Below are 20335 nucleotides of genomic sequence, written 5' to 3'. Positions count from 1 at the left end.
ACGTGGATGGCCGGGACAAGCCCGGCCATGACGAATTGATAGAGCCGAGGTTCGCTGATGGATTCTCTCACGCCGCAAGACGCGACTGCCGCGATCGAACCGCCGCCGCTCCCCCCGCGGGTCTGGAAATTCTGGGGCACCGCGCTGTGGGGCCTGTTGATCTTCGCCGCGATGTTCGTCGGCCAGGTCACGGTCATCGTCTGGCGCATCGTCGCGCAGGGCGGGGAGGTGTCGACGGCCGGCATCACCCACGTGGTCGCCGACGGTCTGACGATCTCGCTCTCGGTCCTTGCCGGCCTGCCGATGGTGCTCCTGGTGCTGTGGTTCGCGATCCGCCGGACCCGGATCCCGTTCGCCGATTATCTCGGGCTGCGCGGGACGTCGTGGAAGAACGTGATCATCGGCGTCGTCGCGCTCGTCGTGCTGGTGGGGGCTTGGGACATGGTGTCCCGGGCGGCCGGCCGCGAGGTGGCGCCGGGCTTCATGGGCGACGTGCTGAAATCGGCGCAGGAGCACAGCGCGCTGTGGCTATTGGTGATCGCGTTCGCCGTGGCCGCGCCGCTCTGGGAGGAGCTGTTCGCACGCGGCTGGCTCTACCGCGGCTGGTCGGAATCCAGGCTCGGCCCTTACGGCGCGATCCTGCTGTCGTCGATCGTCTGGACCGTGATGCACCTGCAGTACGACTGGTTCTTCCTCTGCCAGGTGCTGACCATCGGTCTCCTGTTCGGCTATCTGCGCTTCCGCACCGGCTCGACCTGGCTGACCATCCTGCTGCACGGGCTGAACAATTTCGCGGCGACGATCCAGACCTGGTGGCTGGCGGGATCGTAGCGCGCTGCTCTTCACCGTCATTGCGAGGAGCGGAGCGACGAAGCAATCCATCTCGTTCCGCAGACGCGGAATGATGGATTGCTTCGCTTCGCTCGCAATGACGGGGATGGGGTAACGGCGGCCGAGGTACCGCGTCGGGCATCCGCAGTTCTTGCAACGAGCTCTAATCGTCTGCCCGGACCACCACGGTCGGTGAGTTATGGCCAAAGAGGACCATCGCTTCGGGTCCTCGATAGTCCTCCGGTTTCAGTGAGATTCTTATCTCGGATCGATCTTCAAAGGTGATCGTAAAAGATTTCGGCCGTGTGAGCGCGACGCCCGCGACGACTTTCCCTATTTGACCACAGATGAGATTTCTGAACTGGTCATGCCGATCGCGTAGGACCACTCCGTCGGCGCTGACTTCCAAGCGTGTAAGAGCATTGATGCTTGGTCCGTCGAATTGCAACTGCCAATAATCCAACACGAAAGTGATGGCACTCAGCTTTTCGCCGACGATGGCCTCAAATGGCTTCGACCGTTCATCCATGGTGCCCTGACTGACTTCTGCGTTCTCCTCTCTAGCATGCTAGGTGAGTTTGGCCCAACGCAGGCATCTACCGAGGCCGACGTCGCCTTCGAGCGCAAAGCCGAAGTGATTGTCTATGAAGGCGCGCCTAAAGCCCATCGCGACGATCACGATCGGCATCGTGATGGCCGCCGGAGCCGTTCGCAGCGCGATGATCCGGAACAACCAGTGGCGCATCGCCGCCCATCGGAAGGTTGACGAAGGGGATGCCAGCATCCCGTCCGAGTGCTATGATCTGGATCAATGAACGAGCGCGGGCCGGACTGAAACCAGGCAGCGGCGGCTGCCGTCGTGCGAGCTCTTCTCATGGCTATCTTGATCCGAGCAATCCTGGCCGGCGTCGTCGCGCTGGCGTCTCTCGGCGCCATCACGCAGCAGGTGCGCGACCAGGGCGTTACCGACACCGAAATCCGCATCGGCAATGTCATGCCGTATAGTGGCGCGTTGGAGATTTTCGGCCAGATCGGCAAGGCGGAAGCCGCTTATTTCGAGATGATCAACGAACGCGGCGGCATCAATGGCCGCAAGATCCGCTTCATGTCCTACGACGATCTGTCGGATCCCTCCAACGCCATGGATCTCACGCGCATTCTGGTCGAGACCGACAATGTGCTGTTGATGTTCGGTTCGTTCGGCACGCCGGGGAACCTGGCGGTGCGGAAATATCTCAACGAACGGAAGATCCCCCAGCTTTTCGTTGCTTCCGGCGATCACGATCTCAGCGAGCCGTCGCTCTATCCGTGGACCATGGGCTGGCAGCCTTCGTATCGCGAGGAAGGGCGCATCTACGCCAATTACATCCAGGCGTTCTATCCCGGAAAGAAGATCGTGGCGCTTTGGGAGAATGACCAGTTCGGGCGCGAATTGTTCAAAGGGTTGGTGCAAGGGCTGGGTGACGTCGCCCACAACATCAGGGTCGACATCGCCTATGATGTCGACGATCAGCATCTGGACGGCCACGTCTCGATCCTGAAGCAATCGGGCGCCGAGGTCTTCGTGTTTGCCGGAGTGCCGGAAAATGCCGCCAAGGTGATCCGGGCCGCGGCCGACCACGGCTGGCGGCCGGTGTTTGTCGTGAATCAGATGGCGTCATCGATCGAGACGGTGCTCAAGCCGGCCGGCACGGAGAATGCGACCGGCGTCATCACCGCCGCGTTCCTGAAGGATGCGAGCGATCCGGCCTGGAGAACGGAGCAGGGCGGCTGGCACAGCTTCCTGGACAAGTATACTAAAGCCGGCGGCAAGGATGACGCGGCGGCAGTCTACGGCTATGCCGCCGCCGAAACGATGGTCGAGGTGCTCAGGCAATGCGGCAACGACCTGTCGCGTGAGAACGTCATGAAGCAGGCTGCGGCGCTCAGGGATTATCAGGCGTCCGCTCTGCTCCCCGGCATCAAGATCAACACCGCTCAGTTCCGACCGGTCGAGCAATTGCGGTTGCTTCAGTTCGATGGCCGTAGCTGGCAGCCGATCGGTGACGTGCTCGATACGGCGTTCGTCGGTTCGTCTGGAAAATAGCGACGATAAGGCGAAGCCATACGAGCCGCGCCCATTGTTGCAGGCCTTCGCTGCTTGCTGAAGCACAAGGGCGAGTTGTGGCGCTACTGCGCCGGCGGGCCGGTCTATCGCGGGAGACAGCTTCGAAAGAGACGCGGCTTCGAAAGAATTGATTTGTTGCGCGGATGGCACAGGAGCCCGCGGCCAAATCAGGTACATTGATACTGTATTGAAAGACTTTTCATCACCCGGAGCATTGCGTTGGCGTCAGACGCAGTCAGTCTGGCTGATACAACAAGCGTAGCGGACGCGGCGGCTGCTACAGCGCCATTTCGCGTAAAGATCGTGACGCGCGACGAAATCGCCGGTTGTCCCGCTTGGGAGGCCAGTTTCGCCGATCTGCGCAAGGATCACCGTTACTACGAAATCCTGGAGGACACGCTCCGCGAGCGCGTCGAGTACCGGTACTTCGCGATCATCGACCGGGCAGGCTGTCTCCATGCCGTCCAGCCGTTTTTTCTTCTCGACCAGGACGTTCTCGAAGGACTCGGAGCGGAATGGCAGCCGTTGCTGGCGCGCATCCGACGCTTCGTTCCCGGGTTTCTCAGAATGCGCACCCTGATGGTCGGATGCTTCGCCGGGGAAGGGCATCTTGCGGGATCAAGCACGGTGCCGTCCGGCAAGATCGCCGAGATTCTTTGCAGCGAAATCGTCACGCTCGCAAGATCGTGCCGGGCGCAGCTCATCGTCCTGAAGGAATTCCCCGCGCGCTATAGGCCGGTGCTGGATTGCTTCGTCCGGCGCGGCTTCGCCCGCGCGCCGAGCATGCCGATGACGGCGCTCAATATCGAGCACGACGACTTCGATGCTTACATGCAAAATGCGCTGCCGCGGTCGGCGCGCTGGCAGCTCCGCAAGAAATTCAAGGCAACCGACGGTGAAGCCATAGCTCTTACCGTCACCGACGACGCAAGGGATGCCGTCGACGAGATCTATCCGCTCTACCTGCAGGTCTTCGACCGTTCGAAATTCCGTTTCGAGAAACTGACAGCCGACTATCTCCGCCGGCTCGGCAGCGACATGAAGGACAAGGTCCGCTTCTTCATCTGGCGCCGTGGCGGGAAGGTGATCGCCTTCAGCCTTTGCATGGTCGAAGGCGACAGTCTGTTCTGGGAGTATGTCGGCCTCGACTATGGCGTCGCACTCGACCTTCATCTTTATTACTACACCATTCGCGACATGATGAATTGGGCGATCGCCAACGGTTACAGGTGGCTTCGAAGCACGGGTCTCAGCTACGAACCGAAATTCCGGATGCGGCACGACCTCGATCCGCTCGATCTCTATGTGCGGCTTCGCTCTCCGCTTCCGAACGCGATCTTCAGGCTTCTGTTGCCCTGGATCGTACCGGCCCGCTATGACAAGACCCTGCGCAAGTTCGCGAACTATCGCGAAGTCTGGTAGCAGCCGATAGGCGCGGCGCTATTCCAGGCCGCTCGGATACACCCTCTAGGGCCCGACCGCGGCGATCACGATCGGCATCGTGATCGCAGCCAAAATCGTCTGCAGCGTGATGATCTGGGCGAGCAGTGGCGCGTCGCCACCCATCTGGCGCGCCAGCACATAGGCTGACGGCGAGGTCGGCACCGCGGCGCAGGCTGCGACGATGGCGAGATTGGACCCGGTAACGCCGAACCACACCGCGAGCGCGACGGTCAGGACGGGCATCAGCACGAGTTTCAGCACCAGCGCGATGCTCGCGGCGAGGCTGGGCCGGAAGATGCCTTCCAGATGCAGCCCGGCCCCGGTGACGAGCAGGCCGATCGCCAGCGACGAGCCGCCGAGCGCGTCGGCGACGTCATGCCAGATCTGCGGCAGCGGGATGTGCGCGACATTGATGACGAGCCCGATGACGCAGGCCCAGATCAGCGGGTTCTGCACGACAGTCATCACGATGGCGCCGGTCGAACGCTTCTCGGACGAGGCATATTTCGCCAGCACGGCGACGCTGAACACATTGACCAGCGGGATGATCGCGACCATCGCGACCGAAGCCAGGGCAAGGCCTGTGCTGCCATAGAGATTGCGCGACACCGACAGCGCGACATAGGTCTGCCAGCGGGTCGCGCCCTGGAAGATCGAGGTGAAGGCGGGGCCGTCGACCCCGGCGCGCGCCAGCGGGCCGCGCAGCGCGAGACAGAACAGCGACATCACCAGCGCCGCGAGCAGCAGTGCGCCGCCGACGCCAGCGACTGGCACCGTGGTCAGGTCAGCCTTCACCAGGGTCTGCACCAGGAGCACCGGGAACAGCACGTAATAGGTCAGCCGCTCCAGCCCGTGCCATTGCGTATCGAGCGGCATCAGCGTGCGTTTCAGGACGAAGCCGAGCACGATCAAGAGGAACACCGGCAGCAGCGCCGCGATCACCACGGCCACGGTCAGCGTTCCCCGCGCAGCTTCGCGAGCCGGTCCAGCGCGCCCTGCAGGATAAAGATCGCGGCGTGCTCGTCGATCACCTCGGCGCGCCGGGCGCGGCTGACGTCCATCCCGATCAACTCGCGCTCGACCGCCGCGGTCGAGAGCCGCTCGTCCCACAGCCCGATCGCAAGCGCGGTGAGGCCGGCGAGGTTGCGGGCAAAGGCCCGGGTCGATTGCGCGCGCGGACCTTCGCTGCCGTCCATGTTGATCGGCAGGCCGAGCACGAAGCCGACGGCATTGCGTTCGGCGGCGATCGCGAGCAGCCGCGCCGCGTCGACCTTGAACTGCTTGCGCTGGATGGTCTCGACGCCGGTGGCGAGCCGCCGGTCGGGATCGGAGGCGGCGACCCCGATGGTCTTGGTGCCGAGGTCGAGGCCGACAAGCGCGCCGCGCTCGGGCCAGTGCGGCGCAGCTTCGATCAAGGGAAGGATGGGGGCGGGCATGCCCTTGCGATTAGCACGCAGCCGCGCGCCGAGGCAAAGCCCGGCTGCGGGCAGGCGTCCATGCGAAAACGCCGGTCAGGCGGCGATCACACGGTCGTCGCCGGGAAGGCACGCGGCCAGCCCCTGCAAGGCGCTGTACTGATGCGCCGTGCGGCGCTGGATGAACAGCGTCTCGACATGCGCATGCTGCGGGTTGAGCTTGTGGATGTTGATGTCGCGCTGGACGTGATCGCGTTCGACGACGGCGCGCGGCAGCAGGGTGACGCCCATGTCGGCGGCGACGCAGCCGACCATGCCGTCGAGCGTACCGAACTCGAAGCGGACGGCCGATGGCCAGCCGAACTCGGTGAACACCTGTTCGAGGCGCTGCCGGTAAGTGCAGCCGGTGCGGAACACCAGCGCGGTCGGGCCCGACTCTGGCGTGCCGGCGCGCAAGGCGGCCAGCGATTTCCAGCGCTGCGCGGTGACCAGCACCAGTTCCTCGGTGAAGGCCGATGTCGCCGACAGTTCGGCATGCTCGATCGGACCGGCGACAAAGGCGCCATCGAGCGAGCCGTCGAGCACGGCGGCCACGAGGTCCGCGGTCGGCGCGGTGCGCAAGGTCAGGCGCACCGCCGGATAACGGCGATGAAACTCGGCGAGCAGCGTTGGCAGCCGCACCGCGGCGGTGGTTTCCATCGAGCCGATCGACAACGGACCCTTCGGCTCGCCATCGTCGCGCGCGGCGAGCACGGCTTCGCGCGACAGCGCCGCCATGCGCTGCGCATACGGCAACAGGCGACGGCCGGCGCCGGTCAGCGACATGCCGCGGCTGTGGCGCTCGAACAGCGCCGTGCCGATCTCGGCCTCCAGCGCCTTGATGCGCTGGGTGACGTTGGACTGCACGGTGTTCAGCTCGTCGGCGGCCCGGGTGATGCCGCCGAGCCGGGCGACGGTGGAAAAGGTGAGCAGGTCGGTCAATTCCATCGGGGACCACCGTTTCGTTTTAGAGATGGTAGCGTTCTCTAGTATTCATTTTCACAGAATGTTAAGCCCGCTTAGGCTGCAAGTCCAGAACAGCAAGTCCAGAACAGGGAGCAAGCGCATGCCGATCAGCACCGAATTGACGGCACGTCTGGGCATCGAGCATCCGATCCTGCTCGCGCCGATGGACACGATTGCCGGCAGCGCGCTGGTCAAGGCGGTCAGCGATGCCGGCGGCTTCGGCATTCTGGGCGGCGGCTACGGCGACAAGACGCGGCTGCAGACCGAGACCGCGAAGGTGAAGGGTTTTGCAAAGCCGTTCGGCATCGGCTTCATCACCTGGAGCCTCGCCAGGCAGCCCGAGCTGATCGACATCGCGCTGGATGCGCGGCCGCGCGCGGTGATGCTGTCATTCGGCGATCCCGCGCCATTCGCGCCGAAGATCAAGGCCGCAGGCGCGCTGCTGATCTGCCAGGTGCAGAGCGAGGACATGGCACAGCAAGCGCTCGATTGCGGCGCCGACATCCTGATCGCGCAGGGCACGGAGGCGGGCGGTCACGGCGCATCGCGCACCACGCTCGACATCGTGCCGGCGATCATCGATTTCGCGGCGGGGCGCGTGCCTGTGGTCGCGGCCGGCGGCATCGCGGACGGCCGGGGCCTCGCGGCGATGATGATGCTCGGCGCATCCGGCGTGCTGATGGGAACGCGCTTCTACGCCAGCGTTGAGGCCGACGCGGCCGAGCAGGCCAAGCAGCTGATCTGTGCGGCAAAGAGCGGCGAGACGGTGCGCGGCGTGGTGTTCGACTGGTCGCGCAAGCTGATGTGGCCGGCGCCGTTCACCGCGCGGTCGCTTGCCAACGATCATTTGCGGCGCTGGAGCGGGCGCGAGATCGAACTGATGCAGCGCGCGGATGAGGTCGCGGTGGAGTATGCCGCCGCGAAGGCCGCGGCTAATTTCGATGTCGCCGCGGTGTTTGCCGGCGAGTCCGTCGGCCTGATCCATGATATCGTTCCGGCGACCGAGATCGTCGGTCGCATCGTCGCCGAGGCCGAGCAGTCGCTGCAGGGCCGGCGCAACTCTCTTTCCTCTTTGACCTGAACAAGTGCGAGGCACACCATGTGGCCTGACCGTCGATTGATCGATCGCTTCAAGACCGAATTCCCGATCGTGCTGGCGCCGATGGCCGGCGTGATGGATGCGGAGCTGGTGATTGCGGTGGCGCAGGGCGGTGGGCTCGGCTCGCTGCCGTGCGCGATGCTGTCGGCCGAGAAGGCGCGCGAGCAGGTCAACATCATTCGCCAGCGCGTCTCAGCGCCGGTCAACCTCAACTTCTTCTGCCACAAGGCGGTCGACGCCGATCCGGCGCGCGAGGCGAACTGGCGGCAGCGGCTGGCGCCGTATTACCGCGAGCGCGGCCTCGATCCGAATGCGGCGATCAATGCGGCGAACCGCGCGCCGTTCGATACGGCGTTCTGCGCGGTGGTCGAAGAGTTGAAGCCTGAGGTCGTCAGCTTCCATTTCGGCCTGCCTGAGGCAAACCTGTTGCAGCGGGTGAAAGCCACCGGCGCCACCGTGATGTCGTCGGCGACGACGGTGAAGGAGGCGATCTGGCTCGAGGAGAACGGTGCCGACGTCATCATCGCGCAGGGCGCCGATGCCGGCGGCCATCGCGGCATGTTCCTGACCGACAACATCGCCGAGCAGCCGGGCACGTTCTCGCTGCTGCCGCAGGTGGTGGATGCGGTGAAGGTGCCGGTTGTCGCGGCCGGCGGCATTGCCGACGGACGCGGGATCGCAGCGGCATTCGCGCTCGGCGCCTCCGGCGTGCAGGTCGGCTCGGCCTATCTGCGCTGTCCGGAGTCCAAGGTGACGGCGCAAGCCCGTATCGCGCTGGCGCAGGCGAGCGACGAATCGACGGTCATCACCAATGTGATGACCGGCCGCCCGGCGCGCGGCGTCGCCAACCGCGTGATGCGCGAGGTCGGGCCGATCTCGCCGGATGCGCCGGCGTTCCCGCACGCCGCGACCGCCCTCGGACCGCTGAAGGCGGCTGCCGAAAAGCAGGGCAAGGTCGATTTCACCAATCTGTGGGCCGGGCAGGCGGTGCGGATGGGCAAGGAAATGCCGGCGGCCGAGTTGACCCGCGCGCTGGCGGGTGCCGCGCTGGCGCGGATGGGGGCTCTGTCTCAGGCCTGACGCGCCAGCTCTTTCAGACCAGACATGCCACGTAGAGGATCGCGACCCCCAGCGCCGTGCCGATCGACCAGAGGGCGGGGTCCCAGCCCTCCGGGCGGGGGCTGCCGTTGAGCATTGACATGACGCGCTCCGAACTTTTTGTTTGGGTCAAGTAGGCGCCGTGAATGTTTCGGGACGACTTCGCGGCGGCCGCGAAGTGGTTTCATCGTGCGTTTCGCAGCCGGAATGCGTGGCAGGATGTCTTGCCCGGTCGACGGATGGGCTCCAAAGCCCCATTGGGCGGGCAAATTCGCGCGGTTGCGGCGCAAAACCGGCCTCTGCTATACGGCAGGCTGACCTTTCAGCCCCGAGGCCCTATATAATGTCCGTAGACGCCACGACCGTCCGCCGCATCGCGCATCTGGCGCGGATCGCGGTCAGCGACGCCGAAGTTCCCCATCTCCAGGGCGAGCTGAACGCGATGTTGGCCTTTGTCGAGCAGCTGTCGGAAGTGAATATCGACGGCGTCGAGCCGATGACCTCGGTGACGCCGATGGAGATGAGGAAGCGCGCCGACGTGGTCAATGATGGTGAGATCGCCGACGTCATCGTCCGCAACGCGCCCGACACCGTGAACGACTTCTTCCTGGTGCCGAAGGTGGTCGAGTAACGCAAGCAAGGCGTTTTCGAGCGAAGTGGATCCCGGTTCGCGTGAAGGAAACGCGTCAAACAAAAGCGACAAAACCCAATGTGTCTGCTGTGCGACGATGAGAAGGCCTACAAGGCCTATATGGACTTCCTCGATGCCATGGAGCGCAAGGGGAAGGTCGCCGATCCCAACGCCGCGATGGACGCCGTGCTCGACCATCTCGAGGCGCTCGACGCCGAGCGCGCCAAGGAAAACGCCAAGGCAAATAACCTGGCACGCCAAGACGACCCCGCCAACGACAAGACCCTGTCTCCGTTCTTCTGCAGCCCGATCAATAAATGACTGATTTGACATCGCTGACGATCGCCGAGGCCCGCGAGGGCCTGGCGAGCAAGTCTTTCACCGCTCGCGAACTGACCGATGCGCATCTCGCCGCCATCGAAGCCGCGCGCGTGCTCAATGCCTATGTGCTCGAAACGCCCGACCGCGCCCGCGAGATGGCGAGGGCCGCCGACGCGAAAATTGCAAAAGGCGAGGGCGGACCGCTCGCCGGCATCCCGCTCGGCATCAAGGACCTGTTCGCGACCCGCGACATCAGGACCACGGCGTGCTCGAAGATCCTCGGCAATTTCATTCCCCCCTACGAGTCGACGGTGACCTCGCAGCTCTGGCGCGACGGCGCGGTGCTGCTCGGCAAACTCAACAATGACGAGTTCGCGATGGGCTCGTCGAACGAGACCTCGTGCTTCGGCCCGGTCACCAACCCGTGGCGGCGCGAGGGCTCCAACACCACGCTGGTGCCGGGCGGCTCGTCCGGCGGCTCGGCTTCGGCGGTGGCGGCGGCTCTCTGCATGGGCGCGACCGCGACCGACACCGGCGGCTCGATCCGCCAGCCCGCCGCGTTCACCGCAACCGTCGGCATCAAGCCGACCTATGGCCGCTGCTCGCGCTGGGGCATCGTCGCCTTTGCGTCCTCGCTCGACCAGGCCGGCCCGATCGCGCGCTCGACGCGCGATGCCGCGATCCTGATGCGCTCGATGGCGGGGCACGATCCCAAGGACACCACGTCGGTCGACATCGCCGTGCCGGATTACGAGGCCGCGATCGGCAAGTCCGTGAAGGGCATGAAGATCGGCATTCCCAAGGAATATCGGCTCGACGGCATGCCGGCCGAGATCGAAAAGCTCTGGAGCGAGGGCGCGCAGTGGCTGAAGGCCGCCGGCGCCGAACTCGTCGAGGTGTCGCTGCCGCACACCAAATATGCACTGCCGGCCTATTACATCGTGGCGCCGGCCGAGGCCTCGTCGAACCTCGCGCGCTATGACGGCGTGCGCTACGGGCTGCGCGAACCGGGCAGGAACATCATCGAGATGTACGAGAACACCCGCGCCGATGGTTTTGGCGACGAGGTGCGCCGCCGCGTGCTGATCGGCACCTATGTGCTGTCGGCCGGTTACTACGACGCCTATTATCTGCGTGCGCAGAAGGTGCGGACGCTGATCAAGAAGGACTTCGAGGACTGCTTCGCCAAGGGCGTGAATGCGATCCTGACGCCGGCGACGCCGTCGGCGGCGTTCGGCATCGGCGAGAAGGGCGGCGCCGATCCGGTCGAGATGTATCTCAACGACATCTTCACCGTGACTGTGAACATGGCGGGCCTGCCGGGCATCGCCGTGCCCGCCGGCAAGGACTCGCAAGGCCTGCCGCTCGGCCTGCAACTGATCGGCCGTCCGTTCGACGAGGAGACGCTGTTCTCGCTCGGCGAGGTGATCGAGCAGGCGACGGGCCGCTTCACGGCGCCCAAATGGTGGTGAGCGATGGCGGATTTCCGCGCCAGTCTCGCTGACGCCGCGCCCGATGCGGCGCTGTCGCCGCCGCTCGCCGCGTTGTGGTGGGCGAAGAAGGGCGATTGGGACCAGGCGCACCGCATCGCGCAGGATGAGGGCGACGCCAATTCGGCCTGGGTGCATGCTTATCTGCATCGCGTCGAGGGCGATCTCGGCAACGCCGGCTACTGGTATCGCCAGGCCGGCCAGCCGGTCGCAAAGGATACGCTCGAAGCCGAGTGGGAGCGGATCGTTGCCACGCTGCTGGCGCAGCGCGGCTAAAGGACGCCGGTGCGGAGGCACCGCGAGCATTAACCCTGTTTCGGCCGCCATGCCGCCGCCCAGATTGGCCGTGATAGGCTAATGGAACCGGGCGGGGGCCAGCGGCAAAAGAGAGTATTCGTGCGTGGGTCGGGCATAGGGGGATGGCTGTCAGCAATGCTGGTGGCCGTGGTGGCGGCGGGCCTTGCCGGCTGCGCCTCCGTCTACAATCTGCCCGGCAACGTACCGCTCGGCGCCGCGCTCGCCGACAACAGCAGCGCCCGCGACATTCCGGCCTACGAAGATGATCTGCTGCTCGCGCTATCGTTCTCCGGCGGCGGCACCCGCGCGGCGGCGTTTTCCTTCGGCGTGCTGGAGGAGCTTGACCATACGCGGTCGAGCGCGGCGGGCACGAAGACGCTGCTCGACCGCGTCGACTTCGTCTCCGGCGTCTCCGGCGGATCGGTCACCGCCGCCTATTTCGGATTGAAGCGCCGCGCGGCGCTCGACGATTTCCGCCAGCGCTTCCTGCTGCGCAACGCCGAGGAGGGACTGAAGACCCGGATCTCGCTCGGCAATATCGGGCGCGCGCTCGGCGGCGGCGTCAACGACAGCCAGTTCACCGATTGGCTCGATCAGAATTTGTTCGACGGCGCGCGGTTCGATGCATTGGCCGACGATCGCCGGCCGCGGGTCTGGATCAACGCGTCTGATATCTACAACCGCACGCCGTTCGTGTACGGCAAGACATCGTTCGACGCCTTGTGCAGCGACATCAGATCGTATCGTGTCGCCGAAGCGGTGGCGGCATCGGCCGCGGTGCCGCTGGCATTCGCCCCGATCGTGCTGCAAACCTATCCCGGCGGTTGCGCCGCGCCGCTGCCGGCCTGGCTCGAGCGGGTGCGCAACGATCCGAACGCACAGCCGTTGCTGCGCGCCTACGCCGAGGCCCAGGCGCATTACCGCGACGGCTCGATGCGCTACGTCAAGCTGCTCGATGGCGGCCTCGTCGACAATTACGGCCTGTCGGGACTGAGCATCGGCTTGCTCGCCGCGCAACGGCCCTATGAGCCGCTGAACGAACGGCAAGCGGCCAAGCTAAAGCGCATCCTGTTCCTGGTGGTCGACGCCGGCCGCGGCATCTCCGGCGACTTCGTGCAGACGCTCGAAGGGCCGAGCGGCGTCGAACTGGTGTCCGCAGCCGCCGACACCGCGATCGATGCCAGCGTGCGCTCCAGCTACGCCGCCTTCACGGCGCTCGCCGAGGACTGGTCCGGCAAGCTGAAGCGCTGGCGCTGCGGGCTGTCGGCGGCGGAGCGCAGCCGGCTCGGCGTCGGCGCCGGCTGGAAATGCGGCGACGTCGCGATCTATGTCGAGCGGCTCGGCTTCGACCGGCTCGGGCCGGACCGCGCCGGCATCCTGAACGCCATCCCGACGCGGCTGTCGCTGCCGCCGGAGCAGGTCGACCAGCTGATCGCGGGCGGCGCCGACGCGCTGCGCTCGAGCAAGGCGTACCAGCAGTTCCGGCGCGGGCTCTAGATTTCGGCCGCCCATCGACACCGTCTATCCTCATCCCCGCGCAAAGGCTTCGCCTTTGTCGCTGGAGGAGCTTGCGAAGCAAGCGTCTCGAAGGATGTAGGCCGCCGGCGGGGCCTCATGGTTCGAGACGCGCGTTCCGCGCTCCTCACCATGAGGGGGTCCATAGGTGCAAGGCGGCTTGACTGGCGCGATCGGTTGCGCGAAGCCCAATCCATCCCAGATATCCTTTATCCGGAAACCGAGATCCATGACCGCATCTGCCGCCCCGCACAAGCTGATCAAGAGCGCCACCGGCGATTGGGAGGTCGTGATCGGCATGGAGATCCATGCCCAGGTCACCTCGAACGCAAAGCTGTTCTCCGGCGCATCGACCGCGTTCGGCGGCGAGCCCAATTCCCATGTCTCGCTGGTCGATGCCGCGATGCCGGGCATGTTGCCCGTGATCAATGAGGAGTGCGTCCGCCAGGCGGTGCGCACCGGTCTCGGGCTGAATGCGAAGATCAACCTGCGCTCGGTGTTCGACCGCAAGAACTACTTCTATCCGGACTCGCCGCAGGGCTACCAGATCAGCCAGTACAAGTCGCCGATCGTGGGCGAGGGCGAGGTGTCGCTCGAGCTCGACGGCGGCCGCAGCGTCACGATCGGGATCGAGCGGTTGCACCTGGAGCAGGACGCCGGCAAGTTGCTGCACGATCAGTCTCCGACGATGTCCTATGTCGACCTCAACCGTTGCGGCGTCGCGCTGATGGAGATCGTCTCCAAGCCAGACATCCGCGACGCCGAGCAGGCCAAGGCCTACGTCACCAAGCTGCGCTCGATCCTGCGCTACCTCGGCACCTGCGACGGCGACATGGAGAAGGGCAATTTGCGCGCCGACGTCAACGTCTCGGTGCGCCGTTACGGCGAGACCGCGTTCGGCACCCGCTGCGAAATCAAGAACATGAACTCGGTCAACTTCATCGGCCAGGCGATCGAGTACGAGGCACGGCGTCAGATCGAGATCATCGAGGACGGCGGCTCGATCGACCAGGAAACCCGGCTGTTCGACCCGAACAAGGGCGAGACCCGTTCGATGCGCTCCAAGGAAGAGGCGCACGACTACCGTTACTTCCCCGATCCCGATCTGTTGCCGCTCGAGTTCAGCCAGGCCTTCGTCGACGATCTCAAGGCGCAGCTGCCGGAACTGCCGGACGAGAAGAAGTCCCGTTTTATTACGGGCTTCGGCCTGTCGCCCTATGATGCGAGCGTGCTGGTTGCCGAGCGCGAGAGCGCGGAGTTCTACGAGACGGTGCTGTCAGGTCTTGCCGACAAGGCGCGCGACGGCAAGCTCGCCGCCAACTGGGTGATCAACGAACTGTTCGGTCGCCTCAACAAGGAAGGCGTCGAGATCGCAGCCTCGCCGGTGTCGGCGGAGCAACTCGCCGCGATCGTCGACCTGATCGGCGAGGGAACGATTTCCGGCAAGATCGCCAAGGACTTGTTCGAGATCGTCTGGCAGGAAGGCGGCGATCCGCGCGCGCTCGTCGAGGCGCGCGGCATGAAGCAGGTCACCGACCTCGGCGCGATCGAGAAGGTGGTCGACGACATCATCGCGGCCAATCCCGACAAGGTCGAGCAGGCGAAGGCGAAGCCGCAACTGGTCGGCTGGTTCGTCGGCCAGGTGATGAAGTCGTCGGGCGGCAAGGCGAACCCGCAGGCGGTCAACGACCTCTTGAAGTCGAAGCTCGGCATCTGAACAACAGGACAACGATGTTGTCCTTGGCGCATGATCCAGCCGGATCATGCTCCCTTGCATGCTTCCTTGCCGTCACCTCCGGCGTCGTCGCGCGCGCGTGAACGCGGCGTGATCCTGCCTCACACCCTCCGTTCACGGCGCGCCGGCGCCATCGGCGCCGAATCGCCGAAGCCGCGATTCGTTCGCAAATCCGGTTCGGATGACCTCAAACGAGGCAAAACCCGTCTTACCCACGAAAATTTTTTCGTTGCCAAAAATTACGACTCGGCGTCGGCGACGCGCCGCTTTTCGTCGGCGCTCGCGACTCAACGCAATGACGGTCGCGCGTCGATCGCTCGAATGCGAATTCAAGAAAAGCCTACAACAGAAGGCGTTTCCTGCAACGTTGACAAATGCCGATGTCGGCGGCCGTTGCGTTTCTTGCATCGTCGCGCGAATGACGCGTCGATTTGAACGGCGGCGCGCACGGTGCGCACTGCCAGCGCTGCGTCAACACTTCCTTAAGCGGGACACTGTTTTTTTCGGTCTGTTGGTGTATTCGGGAAGTAGTGCATATCGATTCCCGAGTGCACGCAGCGAAGTAAGAGCCATCTCACATACTGGAGGGCAACATGGCTAAGAAGGCAAAGAAGGCGAAGAAGGCGAAGAAGGCGAAGAGCGCAGTGAAGAAGACTGCGAAGAAGACCCGCAAGGTCGCCAAGAAGAAGTAAGCCTCTCGCCTTGAGAGGATTGCCGGCGGCTTGACGCCGGCACGTCGCGAGAGCCAGCGGACGGACTGCTGAAAGGCACATCCCACCCCCAAGGCTCTGGCTGACGAAAGAGGGTGTCGGCGAGACATCAGGTCAAACGGCTGGATCGAATTTCGGAGAGGGCAACCTTCCCAAAACCGGTCCGGCAGAAGAAACAGAGATTTCTTCGTTCGGTGCGGAGCCCGCTTGGTTCCGCAATTTCACCGGCGAGAATGCCGAGCTGAAATCTGGTCCTGACGTGTTCGCCGACCCCCTCGTTCCGGCGGCCCGCGCAGTCCGCGCCCGGCAGCCACTTTCCCCATCCCCGTTCCGGATCGACGTCGGGCCTGACGGCCTCGCGTTGCTTTTGTCTCTGCACCCGACCGCGCGCCGTTCCGCGGCTCGACCGTTGGTCGCGCTACCCCTCCGTCAATTTCGAACCTGATTGCCTGGCAGACCTGCCGGCGCCCGCGGCCAATGTCCGCCATGGTTATCGTTGTCCCAAGCACCAGGGTAAACCGGCGTTCACGAATGCAAGGAAGTGCCTGCGGCGCAGGCACTTCTGCGATTCCTGGAGGCGCCGCTGACGGTGCCGATTTACATCCCGTTCATCGCGATACTTAAACCGCTCTTCAAATTTGATGGGCCATGATCATCCCAACAAGCCGGTAACCGGCACGCGGTGATCCCAAGGATCGGCGCGGGGCATGATCAAGAGATCAGCCCGGGGAATGACAGGGTAGTTTTAACAGTGGGCGGGGGCCGCGCTCGGGGGAGGGCGGCCAACAACAAAAAGGGGAATGAGAATGTTTCAGGGGGTCATCGATCAGGAAAGCGCTGTCCCGGTTGCCGCAACGGCAATCCAGGACGTGCTGTTCGAACGTGGCATGTATTGGGCGAGCGGCCGCTCCGGTGTGGTCAACCTCATCGCGGCGCACAAATGGTTCAACCTGGCGGCGCTCAAGGGACGTACTGACGCGATCGCGCACCGCCGCGAAGTCGCCGAGCAGATGTCCGATGTCGAGATCGCGGCTGCCCAGCGTGAAGCCCGCGCCTGGATGACGACGCACTAAGCCAACCGATATCGATGGGAGCCTCGGCTCCCTCGCTCCACCTAGAACCAGTATCGCGCCGCGTAGATCACGGTCATCAGCGCTCCGGCCACGATGACGAACTGCCGGACGATGTGGCCAGGAAGGATCCGGATCAGGAAGCCTCCGGCATAGCCGCCGATCATGGCGCCGAGCAGCATCGCCAAGGTCTCCGGCCACCGCACTGCTCCCTGAAAGACAAAGATAAATGTGGCAGCGAGCGACACGCAGGTTGCGAGCAGGTTCTTCAACGCCTTGATCGCTCTGATGTCGTTGGGCTCGGTGATCGACAGCACCGCGGTCAGGATGACGCCTAATCCGGCACCGAAGAACCCTCCATAGACGCACGACAATCCAAGGATAGCACCGCTCGCGCCGGTCGAGGGCAGCGCTGCGGCCCTCTCGCGCCCGAGGGTCCATCTCTGGATCTGCGGCGCGAAGCCGAACAGCAACGTTGCGAATGCAATCAAGGCTGGTACCGGCAGCACGAACAGCCGCTCGGGAAGCAGCAACAGCACGCCGGCTCCGACCGCGCCGCCCACTGTGGCGACCGCGACGAAGCTGATCGTGCGCCGCGTCGGCGGCGGCAGCTTGCTGCGATCGGCAAGCGCTGCGATCAAATGGCCCGGCAAGATCGCCACCGCATTCGACGCATTGGCGATGACGGCCGGCAGGCCTGCCGCGAGCATCGCCGGAAAGGTGATGAGCGTCGCGCCGCCCGCCAGTGCATTGATGATGCCTCCGGCGACCCCGGCCGCCAGCAACAGAAGACTTGTCTGGGTATCCATTCTTCACCCTCGTGAGGGTGAGCAGGCTAGCGGGCGGCGCGCCAATCGGTCTGGAACGTCTGTGACGTCACTTCAGCCGCGCCAGTAGACGCCCGGCGTCGTGCCAAAGGTGCGGCGGAACAGCCGGGTGAGGTGGCTCTGGTCGGAAAAGCCCGCATCGGCTGCGACTGCCGCAATCGGCTCGCCGGCGCGCAGCAATTGCCGGGCAAGATTGAGACGGGCCAGCAGGCGGAAGGTATGCGGCGGGATGCCGAGCTCGCGGCTGACCATGCGGCTGAACCCTTCGCGGCTTCGCCCGAAGCCGGCGGCAATCGCGCCGATCGGCGCGACGCTCTCGGTCAGCGCGATGCCGAGCTTCGTCCTGCCGGTGCACCCGGCGGGGTGGGACGGCGCGCGCGACAGGATGTCGTCGGCGATCTCGCTGATGTGCTCAGGCGAGATCTCGTCGAGGTTCCGCCAACGCTGCCCGAAGCGGATGATCCGCACCGATGAGCAGACGCGGCCGGCAGGAACGTAGGCGTTCAGGCAGACCGTTTCCTCGTCCGACATCGTCATCGGCGCATGCAGCATTCCCGCCGGAATGAGCGCGGCATGGCCGGCAGGCACGGTGACGGTCGCGCCGCCGATGCGAAAGGCGCGCGACCCCGACAGCACCAGCACGATCTGGTTCTCGTCGTGGAAGTGCGGCTTGAGGCAAAGCGAGCCGGCGCCGCGCCACGATGCCAGCTCGACGATGCCGTCACTGTCCGCTCGCCGATAAGTCCAGGTATTGGTCATGGCGAACGGAGTGATCACAGAGGTCTTGAAGCGATCGGGCAGGTGAGCCCGGAACGCTAGCACAGGGATCGCCGACCGTCATGAGGGCATCACGCCTGCGCAACCGAAACGATCGGCGAGGCCGTTCGCATGGTCGCCATTGCGATGAGGGCGGCGACGAGGTTGGCGGCTGCGCTGATCGCCACCGGAATGAAGTAGCTGTGGCTGATGTCGTAGGCGAAGCCGGCGGCGCTCGGGCCCAGCAGCGTGCCAACAGCGACGCTGGTGTAGAGGATGCCGATGATGCCGCCGACATTGCGGCCGCCGAAATGGTCGGTGATCACAGCGGGCAGGATCGCGACCCAGCCGCCATAGAACAGGCCGAACAGCAGCGCGAAGACCGTGAGCGACCAGAATGTGCCGGCGATCGCCCAGATCGCCAGCGAGACGGCCATGCCGAGATACATCGCGACCAGGAATGCATCGCGGCCGACCCGGTCGGCGATGCCGCCGAGGAAGAAGCGGCCGGCGGTGCTGCCGACCCCGATCATCCCGAGCAGCAGCACGGCAAGCGTCGGCGCGACTTGATGATCGACTGCAAAGGCCACGAGGTGCACGAAGGGCACGAACACCCCGAACGCGCTGATCAGGCAGGCGGCATAGAGCCCGGCGAAGCGCGGGGTCCGCACCGCGCCGCGGATCGAGACGCCCTGGCGGAGCGGCGCGCCCGAAACCGTCTCGAGCCGATCGCCGTCCGGTCCGGTGCCGTAGCGGCGCGGATCGTCCGCGATCAGCAGCGATGCACCGATCCCGGCAACGGCGGCGACAACGCCCAGCACGACATAGGCATCGCGCCAGCCGAGGCTCGTGATCAGCCAGGTCGCGAGCGGCGGCATCGCCAATGTGCCGACCCCGATCCCGCTGACGGCGAGGCCCGACGCAAAACCGCGCCGCCTGACGAACCAGCGCTGCACGGCGCCCAAGGTCGGAACGTAGGCGCAGCCGACGCCGGCGCCGATCCCGATGCTGTAGGCGGCGTAGACCTGGAGGATGGTCTGGGCCTGTCCCGCCAGCACCATGCCGAGACCGACCAGCGCCATTCCGAGGCCAGCGAGCCTGCGTGCGCCCCAGCGATCGGCAAGCGGACCGGAGATCATCCCCAGGCCGAAATACAGGAAGCCCGCGAAGGAGAACACCAGCGACACCGAGCCGCGCGAGACGCCGAACTCCCGCTGCAGGGACTCGACGAAGGACGAGAATGTGTAGGCGCTGCCGAAGCCGATCAATGTGACGACGAAGGCTGCTGCGACCACGTACCAGCCGTAGAACGGCTTGGTTCGTTGATAACCGGCGTGCATGACGGCATTCCTCATCATCGTTCTCCCTGTGCCGCGCGACCGCCGGCCACGCTCCGCGGGTAGAGCAGCATCTGCGTGCAGCGAAACAGCGCGATGGTCTTGCCTGTGGCCTCGCTGCGGATCTCGGCGTCCCACACCTGGGTGGTGCGCCCGGCGTGAACGAGGCGCGCCTCGCAGCGCACGCCGCCTTCACGCGCGGCGCCGATGAAGTTGGTCTTCAACTCTCCGGTGGCGAAGCCGATGGCGCCATCCGGCAACGACGCGAGGCAGCCGAACCCGCATGCGGTATCGGCCAATGCGACGATGCTTGCGCCGTGCAGCAGCCCGTGCGGCGAGAAGTGTTTTGCGGCAATCTCGAAGCGGCCGCGGATGTGGCCGCGTCCGGCTTCGAGCCATTGAAAGTCCAGGAGGCCGGGCAGGCTGCCGGCTTGCGACGCGTTGATGCGCTCGACGCGCGGGCCGGTCTTGCCGCCTGGAGCGATCTCGTGGAGGCCGAGCTTGTTTGCGACCTCGGTCATGGCCTGGCTCCATCAAGAAAGTGGGGCCGTCGGGAGCGGCATAGAAGGTTAGAAAATCTAAGTTCCATGGTTCGACTTTCTCTGCATTGACGTGGCTTTCAGCATCGGATTAAGCTGATAGAGCGCC

General features: G+C 65.0%; 22 protein-coding genes. 14 read left to right on the top strand and 8 right to left on the bottom strand.

The annotated features are described in order from the left end of the window. Nucleotides 1-57 precede the first annotated feature (57 nt). A complete protein-coding gene (locus QJT82_RS20145) occupies nt 58-831 on the top strand; it encodes a CPBP family intramembrane glutamic endopeptidase (protein ID WP_028341009.1) in 774 nt (257 codons plus the stop codon). Nucleotides 832-994: 163 nt separating this feature from the next. Here the strand turns inward: QJT82_RS20145 and QJT82_RS20140 are convergent, their stop codons facing one another. After that, nucleotides 995-1360, bottom strand: coding sequence for a hypothetical protein (locus QJT82_RS20140; RefSeq protein WP_051447885.1), 366 nt, complete (start codon nt 1358-1360; stop codon nt 995-997). A 115-nt stretch (nt 1361-1475) separates the two neighbouring features. On the opposite strand from QJT82_RS20140, the gene QJT82_RS20135 reads away from it, so the two are divergent. From QJT82_RS20135 to QJT82_RS20125, 3 genes are all read left to right on the top strand, one after another. Beyond that, nucleotides 1476-1646: a hypothetical protein gene (locus QJT82_RS20135; RefSeq protein ID WP_155258522.1), complete on the top strand. Its 171-nt coding sequence runs from the start codon at nt 1476-1478 to the stop codon at nt 1644-1646. Nucleotides 1647-1705: 59 nt separating this feature from the next. Beyond that, nucleotides 1706-2917 carry an ABC transporter substrate-binding protein gene (locus QJT82_RS20130; RefSeq protein WP_028341008.1) on the top strand — a complete coding sequence of 404 codons (1212 nt, stop codon included), beginning with the start codon at nt 1706-1708 and terminating at the stop codon, nt 2915-2917. Nucleotides 2918-3241: 324 nt separating this feature from the next. Further along, the gene (locus QJT82_RS20125; protein ID WP_245288724.1) at nt 3242-4360 is read left to right on the top strand and encodes a GNAT family N-acetyltransferase; all 1119 of its coding nucleotides are present in this window, start codon (nt 3242-3244) and stop codon (nt 4358-4360) included. A 45-nt stretch (nt 4361-4405) separates the two neighbouring features. Here the strand turns inward: QJT82_RS20125 and QJT82_RS20120 are convergent, their stop codons facing one another. The 3 genes from QJT82_RS20120 to QJT82_RS20110 form a co-directional block, all read right to left on the bottom strand. Continuing rightward, nucleotides 4406-5332, bottom strand: a complete 927-nt coding sequence (locus tag QJT82_RS20120) for an AEC family transporter (protein ID WP_028341006.1) — start codon at nt 5330-5332, stop codon at nt 4406-4408. 2 nt (nt 5333-5334) lie between these two features. Then, complete coding sequence (gene ruvX / locus QJT82_RS20115; RefSeq protein ID WP_028341005.1) at nt 5335-5817, bottom strand: Holliday junction resolvase RuvX; 483 nt, start codon at nt 5815-5817, stop codon at nt 5335-5337. Nucleotides 5818-5892: 75 nt separating this feature from the next. Further along, entirely contained in the window at nt 5893-6783 is an 891-nt protein-coding gene (locus QJT82_RS20110) for a LysR family transcriptional regulator (protein ID WP_028341004.1), read from the bottom strand. A gap of 58 nt (nt 6784-6841) precedes the next feature. On the opposite strand from QJT82_RS20110, the gene QJT82_RS20105 reads away from it, so the two are divergent. From QJT82_RS20105 to QJT82_RS20060, 10 genes are all read left to right on the top strand, one after another. Further along, on the top strand, nt 6842-7882 hold the full coding sequence (locus QJT82_RS20105; protein ID WP_080686762.1) for a nitronate monooxygenase: 1041 nt from the start codon (nt 6842-6844) through the stop codon (nt 7880-7882). A gap of 18 nt (nt 7883-7900) precedes the next feature. Next, complete coding sequence (locus tag QJT82_RS20100; RefSeq protein WP_264641799.1) at nt 7901-8980, top strand: nitronate monooxygenase family protein; 1080 nt, start codon at nt 7901-7903, stop codon at nt 8978-8980. Between the two features lie 361 nt (nt 8981-9341). Beyond that, on the top strand, nt 9342-9629 hold the full coding sequence (gene gatC / locus QJT82_RS20095) for an Asp-tRNA(Asn)/Glu-tRNA(Gln) amidotransferase subunit GatC (protein ID WP_016843980.1): 288 nt from the start codon (nt 9342-9344) through the stop codon (nt 9627-9629). A 78-nt stretch (nt 9630-9707) separates the two neighbouring features. After that, nucleotides 9708-9950, top strand: coding sequence for a hypothetical protein (locus QJT82_RS20090; protein WP_028341001.1), 243 nt, complete (start codon nt 9708-9710; stop codon nt 9948-9950). Continuing rightward, nucleotides 9947-11422, top strand: a complete 1476-nt coding sequence (gene gatA / locus QJT82_RS20085) for an Asp-tRNA(Asn)/Glu-tRNA(Gln) amidotransferase subunit GatA (protein ID WP_028341000.1) — start codon at nt 9947-9949, stop codon at nt 11420-11422. The genes QJT82_RS20090 and gatA overlap by 4 nt, the downstream gene beginning before the upstream one ends. A 3-nt stretch (nt 11423-11425) precedes the next feature. After that, a complete protein-coding gene (locus QJT82_RS20080; RefSeq protein ID WP_028340999.1) occupies nt 11426-11716 on the top strand; it encodes a hypothetical protein in 291 nt (96 codons plus the stop codon). A gap of 156 nt (nt 11717-11872) precedes the next feature. After that, nucleotides 11873-13234, top strand: coding sequence for a patatin-like phospholipase family protein (locus QJT82_RS20075; RefSeq protein ID WP_028340998.1), 1362 nt, complete (start codon nt 11873-11875; stop codon nt 13232-13234). Nucleotides 13235-13481: 247 nt separating this feature from the next. Then, nucleotides 13482-14969, top strand: coding sequence for an Asp-tRNA(Asn)/Glu-tRNA(Gln) amidotransferase subunit GatB (gene gatB / locus QJT82_RS20070; protein ID WP_016843985.1), 1488 nt, complete (start codon nt 13482-13484; stop codon nt 14967-14969). A 30-nt stretch (nt 14970-14999) separates the two neighbouring features. After that, nucleotides 15000-15422 (top strand): hypothetical protein, encoded by a 423-nt coding sequence (locus tag QJT82_RS20065; protein ID WP_155258521.1) that lies wholly within the window; start codon nt 15000-15002, stop codon nt 15420-15422. 1081 nt (nt 15423-16503) lie between these two features. After that, a complete protein-coding gene (locus QJT82_RS20060) occupies nt 16504-16770 on the top strand; it encodes a hypothetical protein (RefSeq protein WP_018271956.1) in 267 nt (88 codons plus the stop codon). Between the two features lie 41 nt (nt 16771-16811). Here QJT82_RS20060 and QJT82_RS20055 read toward each other — a convergent pair whose 3' ends face one another. From QJT82_RS20055 to QJT82_RS20040, 4 genes are all read right to left on the bottom strand, one after another. Then, nucleotides 16812-17576: a sulfite exporter TauE/SafE family protein gene (locus QJT82_RS20055; RefSeq protein ID WP_028340997.1), complete on the bottom strand. Its 765-nt coding sequence runs from the start codon at nt 17574-17576 to the stop codon at nt 16812-16814. A gap of 72 nt (nt 17577-17648) precedes the next feature. Next, complete coding sequence (locus QJT82_RS20050) at nt 17649-18353, bottom strand: helix-turn-helix domain-containing protein (RefSeq protein WP_051447884.1); 705 nt, start codon at nt 18351-18353, stop codon at nt 17649-17651. An 89-nt stretch (nt 18354-18442) separates the two neighbouring features. Then, nucleotides 18443-19705: an MFS transporter gene (locus QJT82_RS20045; RefSeq protein ID WP_259266155.1), complete on the bottom strand. Its 1263-nt coding sequence runs from the start codon at nt 19703-19705 to the stop codon at nt 18443-18445. Then, complete coding sequence (locus tag QJT82_RS20040; RefSeq protein ID WP_028340994.1) at nt 19705-20208, bottom strand: PaaI family thioesterase; 504 nt, start codon at nt 20206-20208, stop codon at nt 19705-19707. Before QJT82_RS20040 ends, QJT82_RS20045 begins: the two co-directional genes overlap by 1 nt. Nucleotides 20209-20335 lie beyond the last annotated feature (127 nt).

This window comes from Bradyrhizobium sp. Mp19, assembly GCF_029952935.1.
GTDB lineage: Bacteria > Pseudomonadota > Alphaproteobacteria > Rhizobiales > Xanthobacteraceae > Bradyrhizobium > Bradyrhizobium elkanii.
Note: the sequence above shows the minus strand (reverse complement) of the source record. Positions and strands in the feature narration are given on the sequence as shown.

Excerpts from the sequence above, each read along its gene's own strand:
- QJT82_RS20145 (WP_028341009.1), top strand. The coding sequence starts at position 58 with ATGGATTCTCTCACGCCGCAAGACGCGACTGCCGCGATCGAACCGCCG.
- QJT82_RS20140 (WP_051447885.1), bottom strand. The coding sequence starts at position 1,360 with ATGGATGAACGGTCGAAGCCATTTGAGGCCATCGTCGGCGAAAAGCTG.
- QJT82_RS20135 (WP_155258522.1), top strand. The coding sequence starts at position 1,476 with ATGAAGGCGCGCCTAAAGCCCATCGCGACGATCACGATCGGCATCGTG.
- QJT82_RS20130 (WP_028341008.1), top strand. The coding sequence starts at position 1,706 with ATGGCTATCTTGATCCGAGCAATCCTGGCCGGCGTCGTCGCGCTGGCG.
- ruvX (WP_028341005.1), bottom strand. The coding sequence starts at position 5,817 with ATGCCCGCCCCCATCCTTCCCTTGATCGAAGCTGCGCCGCACTGGCCC.
- QJT82_RS20110 (WP_028341004.1), bottom strand. The coding sequence starts at position 6,783 with ATGGAATTGACCGACCTGCTCACCTTTTCCACCGTCGCCCGGCTCGGC.
- QJT82_RS20105 (WP_080686762.1), top strand. The coding sequence starts at position 6,842 with ATGTTAAGCCCGCTTAGGCTGCAAGTCCAGAACAGCAAGTCCAGAACA.
- QJT82_RS20100 (WP_264641799.1), top strand. The coding sequence starts at position 7,901 with ATGTGGCCTGACCGTCGATTGATCGATCGCTTCAAGACCGAATTCCCG.
- gatC (WP_016843980.1), top strand. The coding sequence starts at position 9,342 with ATGTCCGTAGACGCCACGACCGTCCGCCGCATCGCGCATCTGGCGCGG.
- QJT82_RS20090 (WP_028341001.1), top strand. The coding sequence starts at position 9,708 with ATGTGTCTGCTGTGCGACGATGAGAAGGCCTACAAGGCCTATATGGAC.
- gatA (WP_028341000.1), top strand. The coding sequence starts at position 9,947 with ATGACTGATTTGACATCGCTGACGATCGCCGAGGCCCGCGAGGGCCTG.
- QJT82_RS20080 (WP_028340999.1), top strand. The coding sequence starts at position 11,426 with ATGGCGGATTTCCGCGCCAGTCTCGCTGACGCCGCGCCCGATGCGGCG.
- QJT82_RS20075 (WP_028340998.1), top strand. The coding sequence starts at position 11,873 with ATGCTGGTGGCCGTGGTGGCGGCGGGCCTTGCCGGCTGCGCCTCCGTC.
- gatB (WP_016843985.1), top strand. The coding sequence starts at position 13,482 with ATGACCGCATCTGCCGCCCCGCACAAGCTGATCAAGAGCGCCACCGGC.
- QJT82_RS20065 (WP_155258521.1), top strand. The coding sequence starts at position 15,000 with ATGATCCAGCCGGATCATGCTCCCTTGCATGCTTCCTTGCCGTCACCT.
- QJT82_RS20060 (WP_018271956.1), top strand. The coding sequence starts at position 16,504 with ATGTTTCAGGGGGTCATCGATCAGGAAAGCGCTGTCCCGGTTGCCGCA.
- QJT82_RS20055 (WP_028340997.1), bottom strand. The coding sequence starts at position 17,576 with ATGGATACCCAGACAAGTCTTCTGTTGCTGGCGGCCGGGGTCGCCGGA.
- QJT82_RS20050 (WP_051447884.1), bottom strand. The coding sequence starts at position 18,353 with ATGACCAATACCTGGACTTATCGGCGAGCGGACAGTGACGGCATCGTC.
- QJT82_RS20045 (WP_259266155.1), bottom strand. The coding sequence starts at position 19,705 with ATGAGGAATGCCGTCATGCACGCCGGTTATCAACGAACCAAGCCGTTC.
- QJT82_RS20040 (WP_028340994.1), bottom strand. The coding sequence starts at position 20,208 with ATGACCGAGGTCGCAAACAAGCTCGGCCTCCACGAGATCGCTCCAGGC.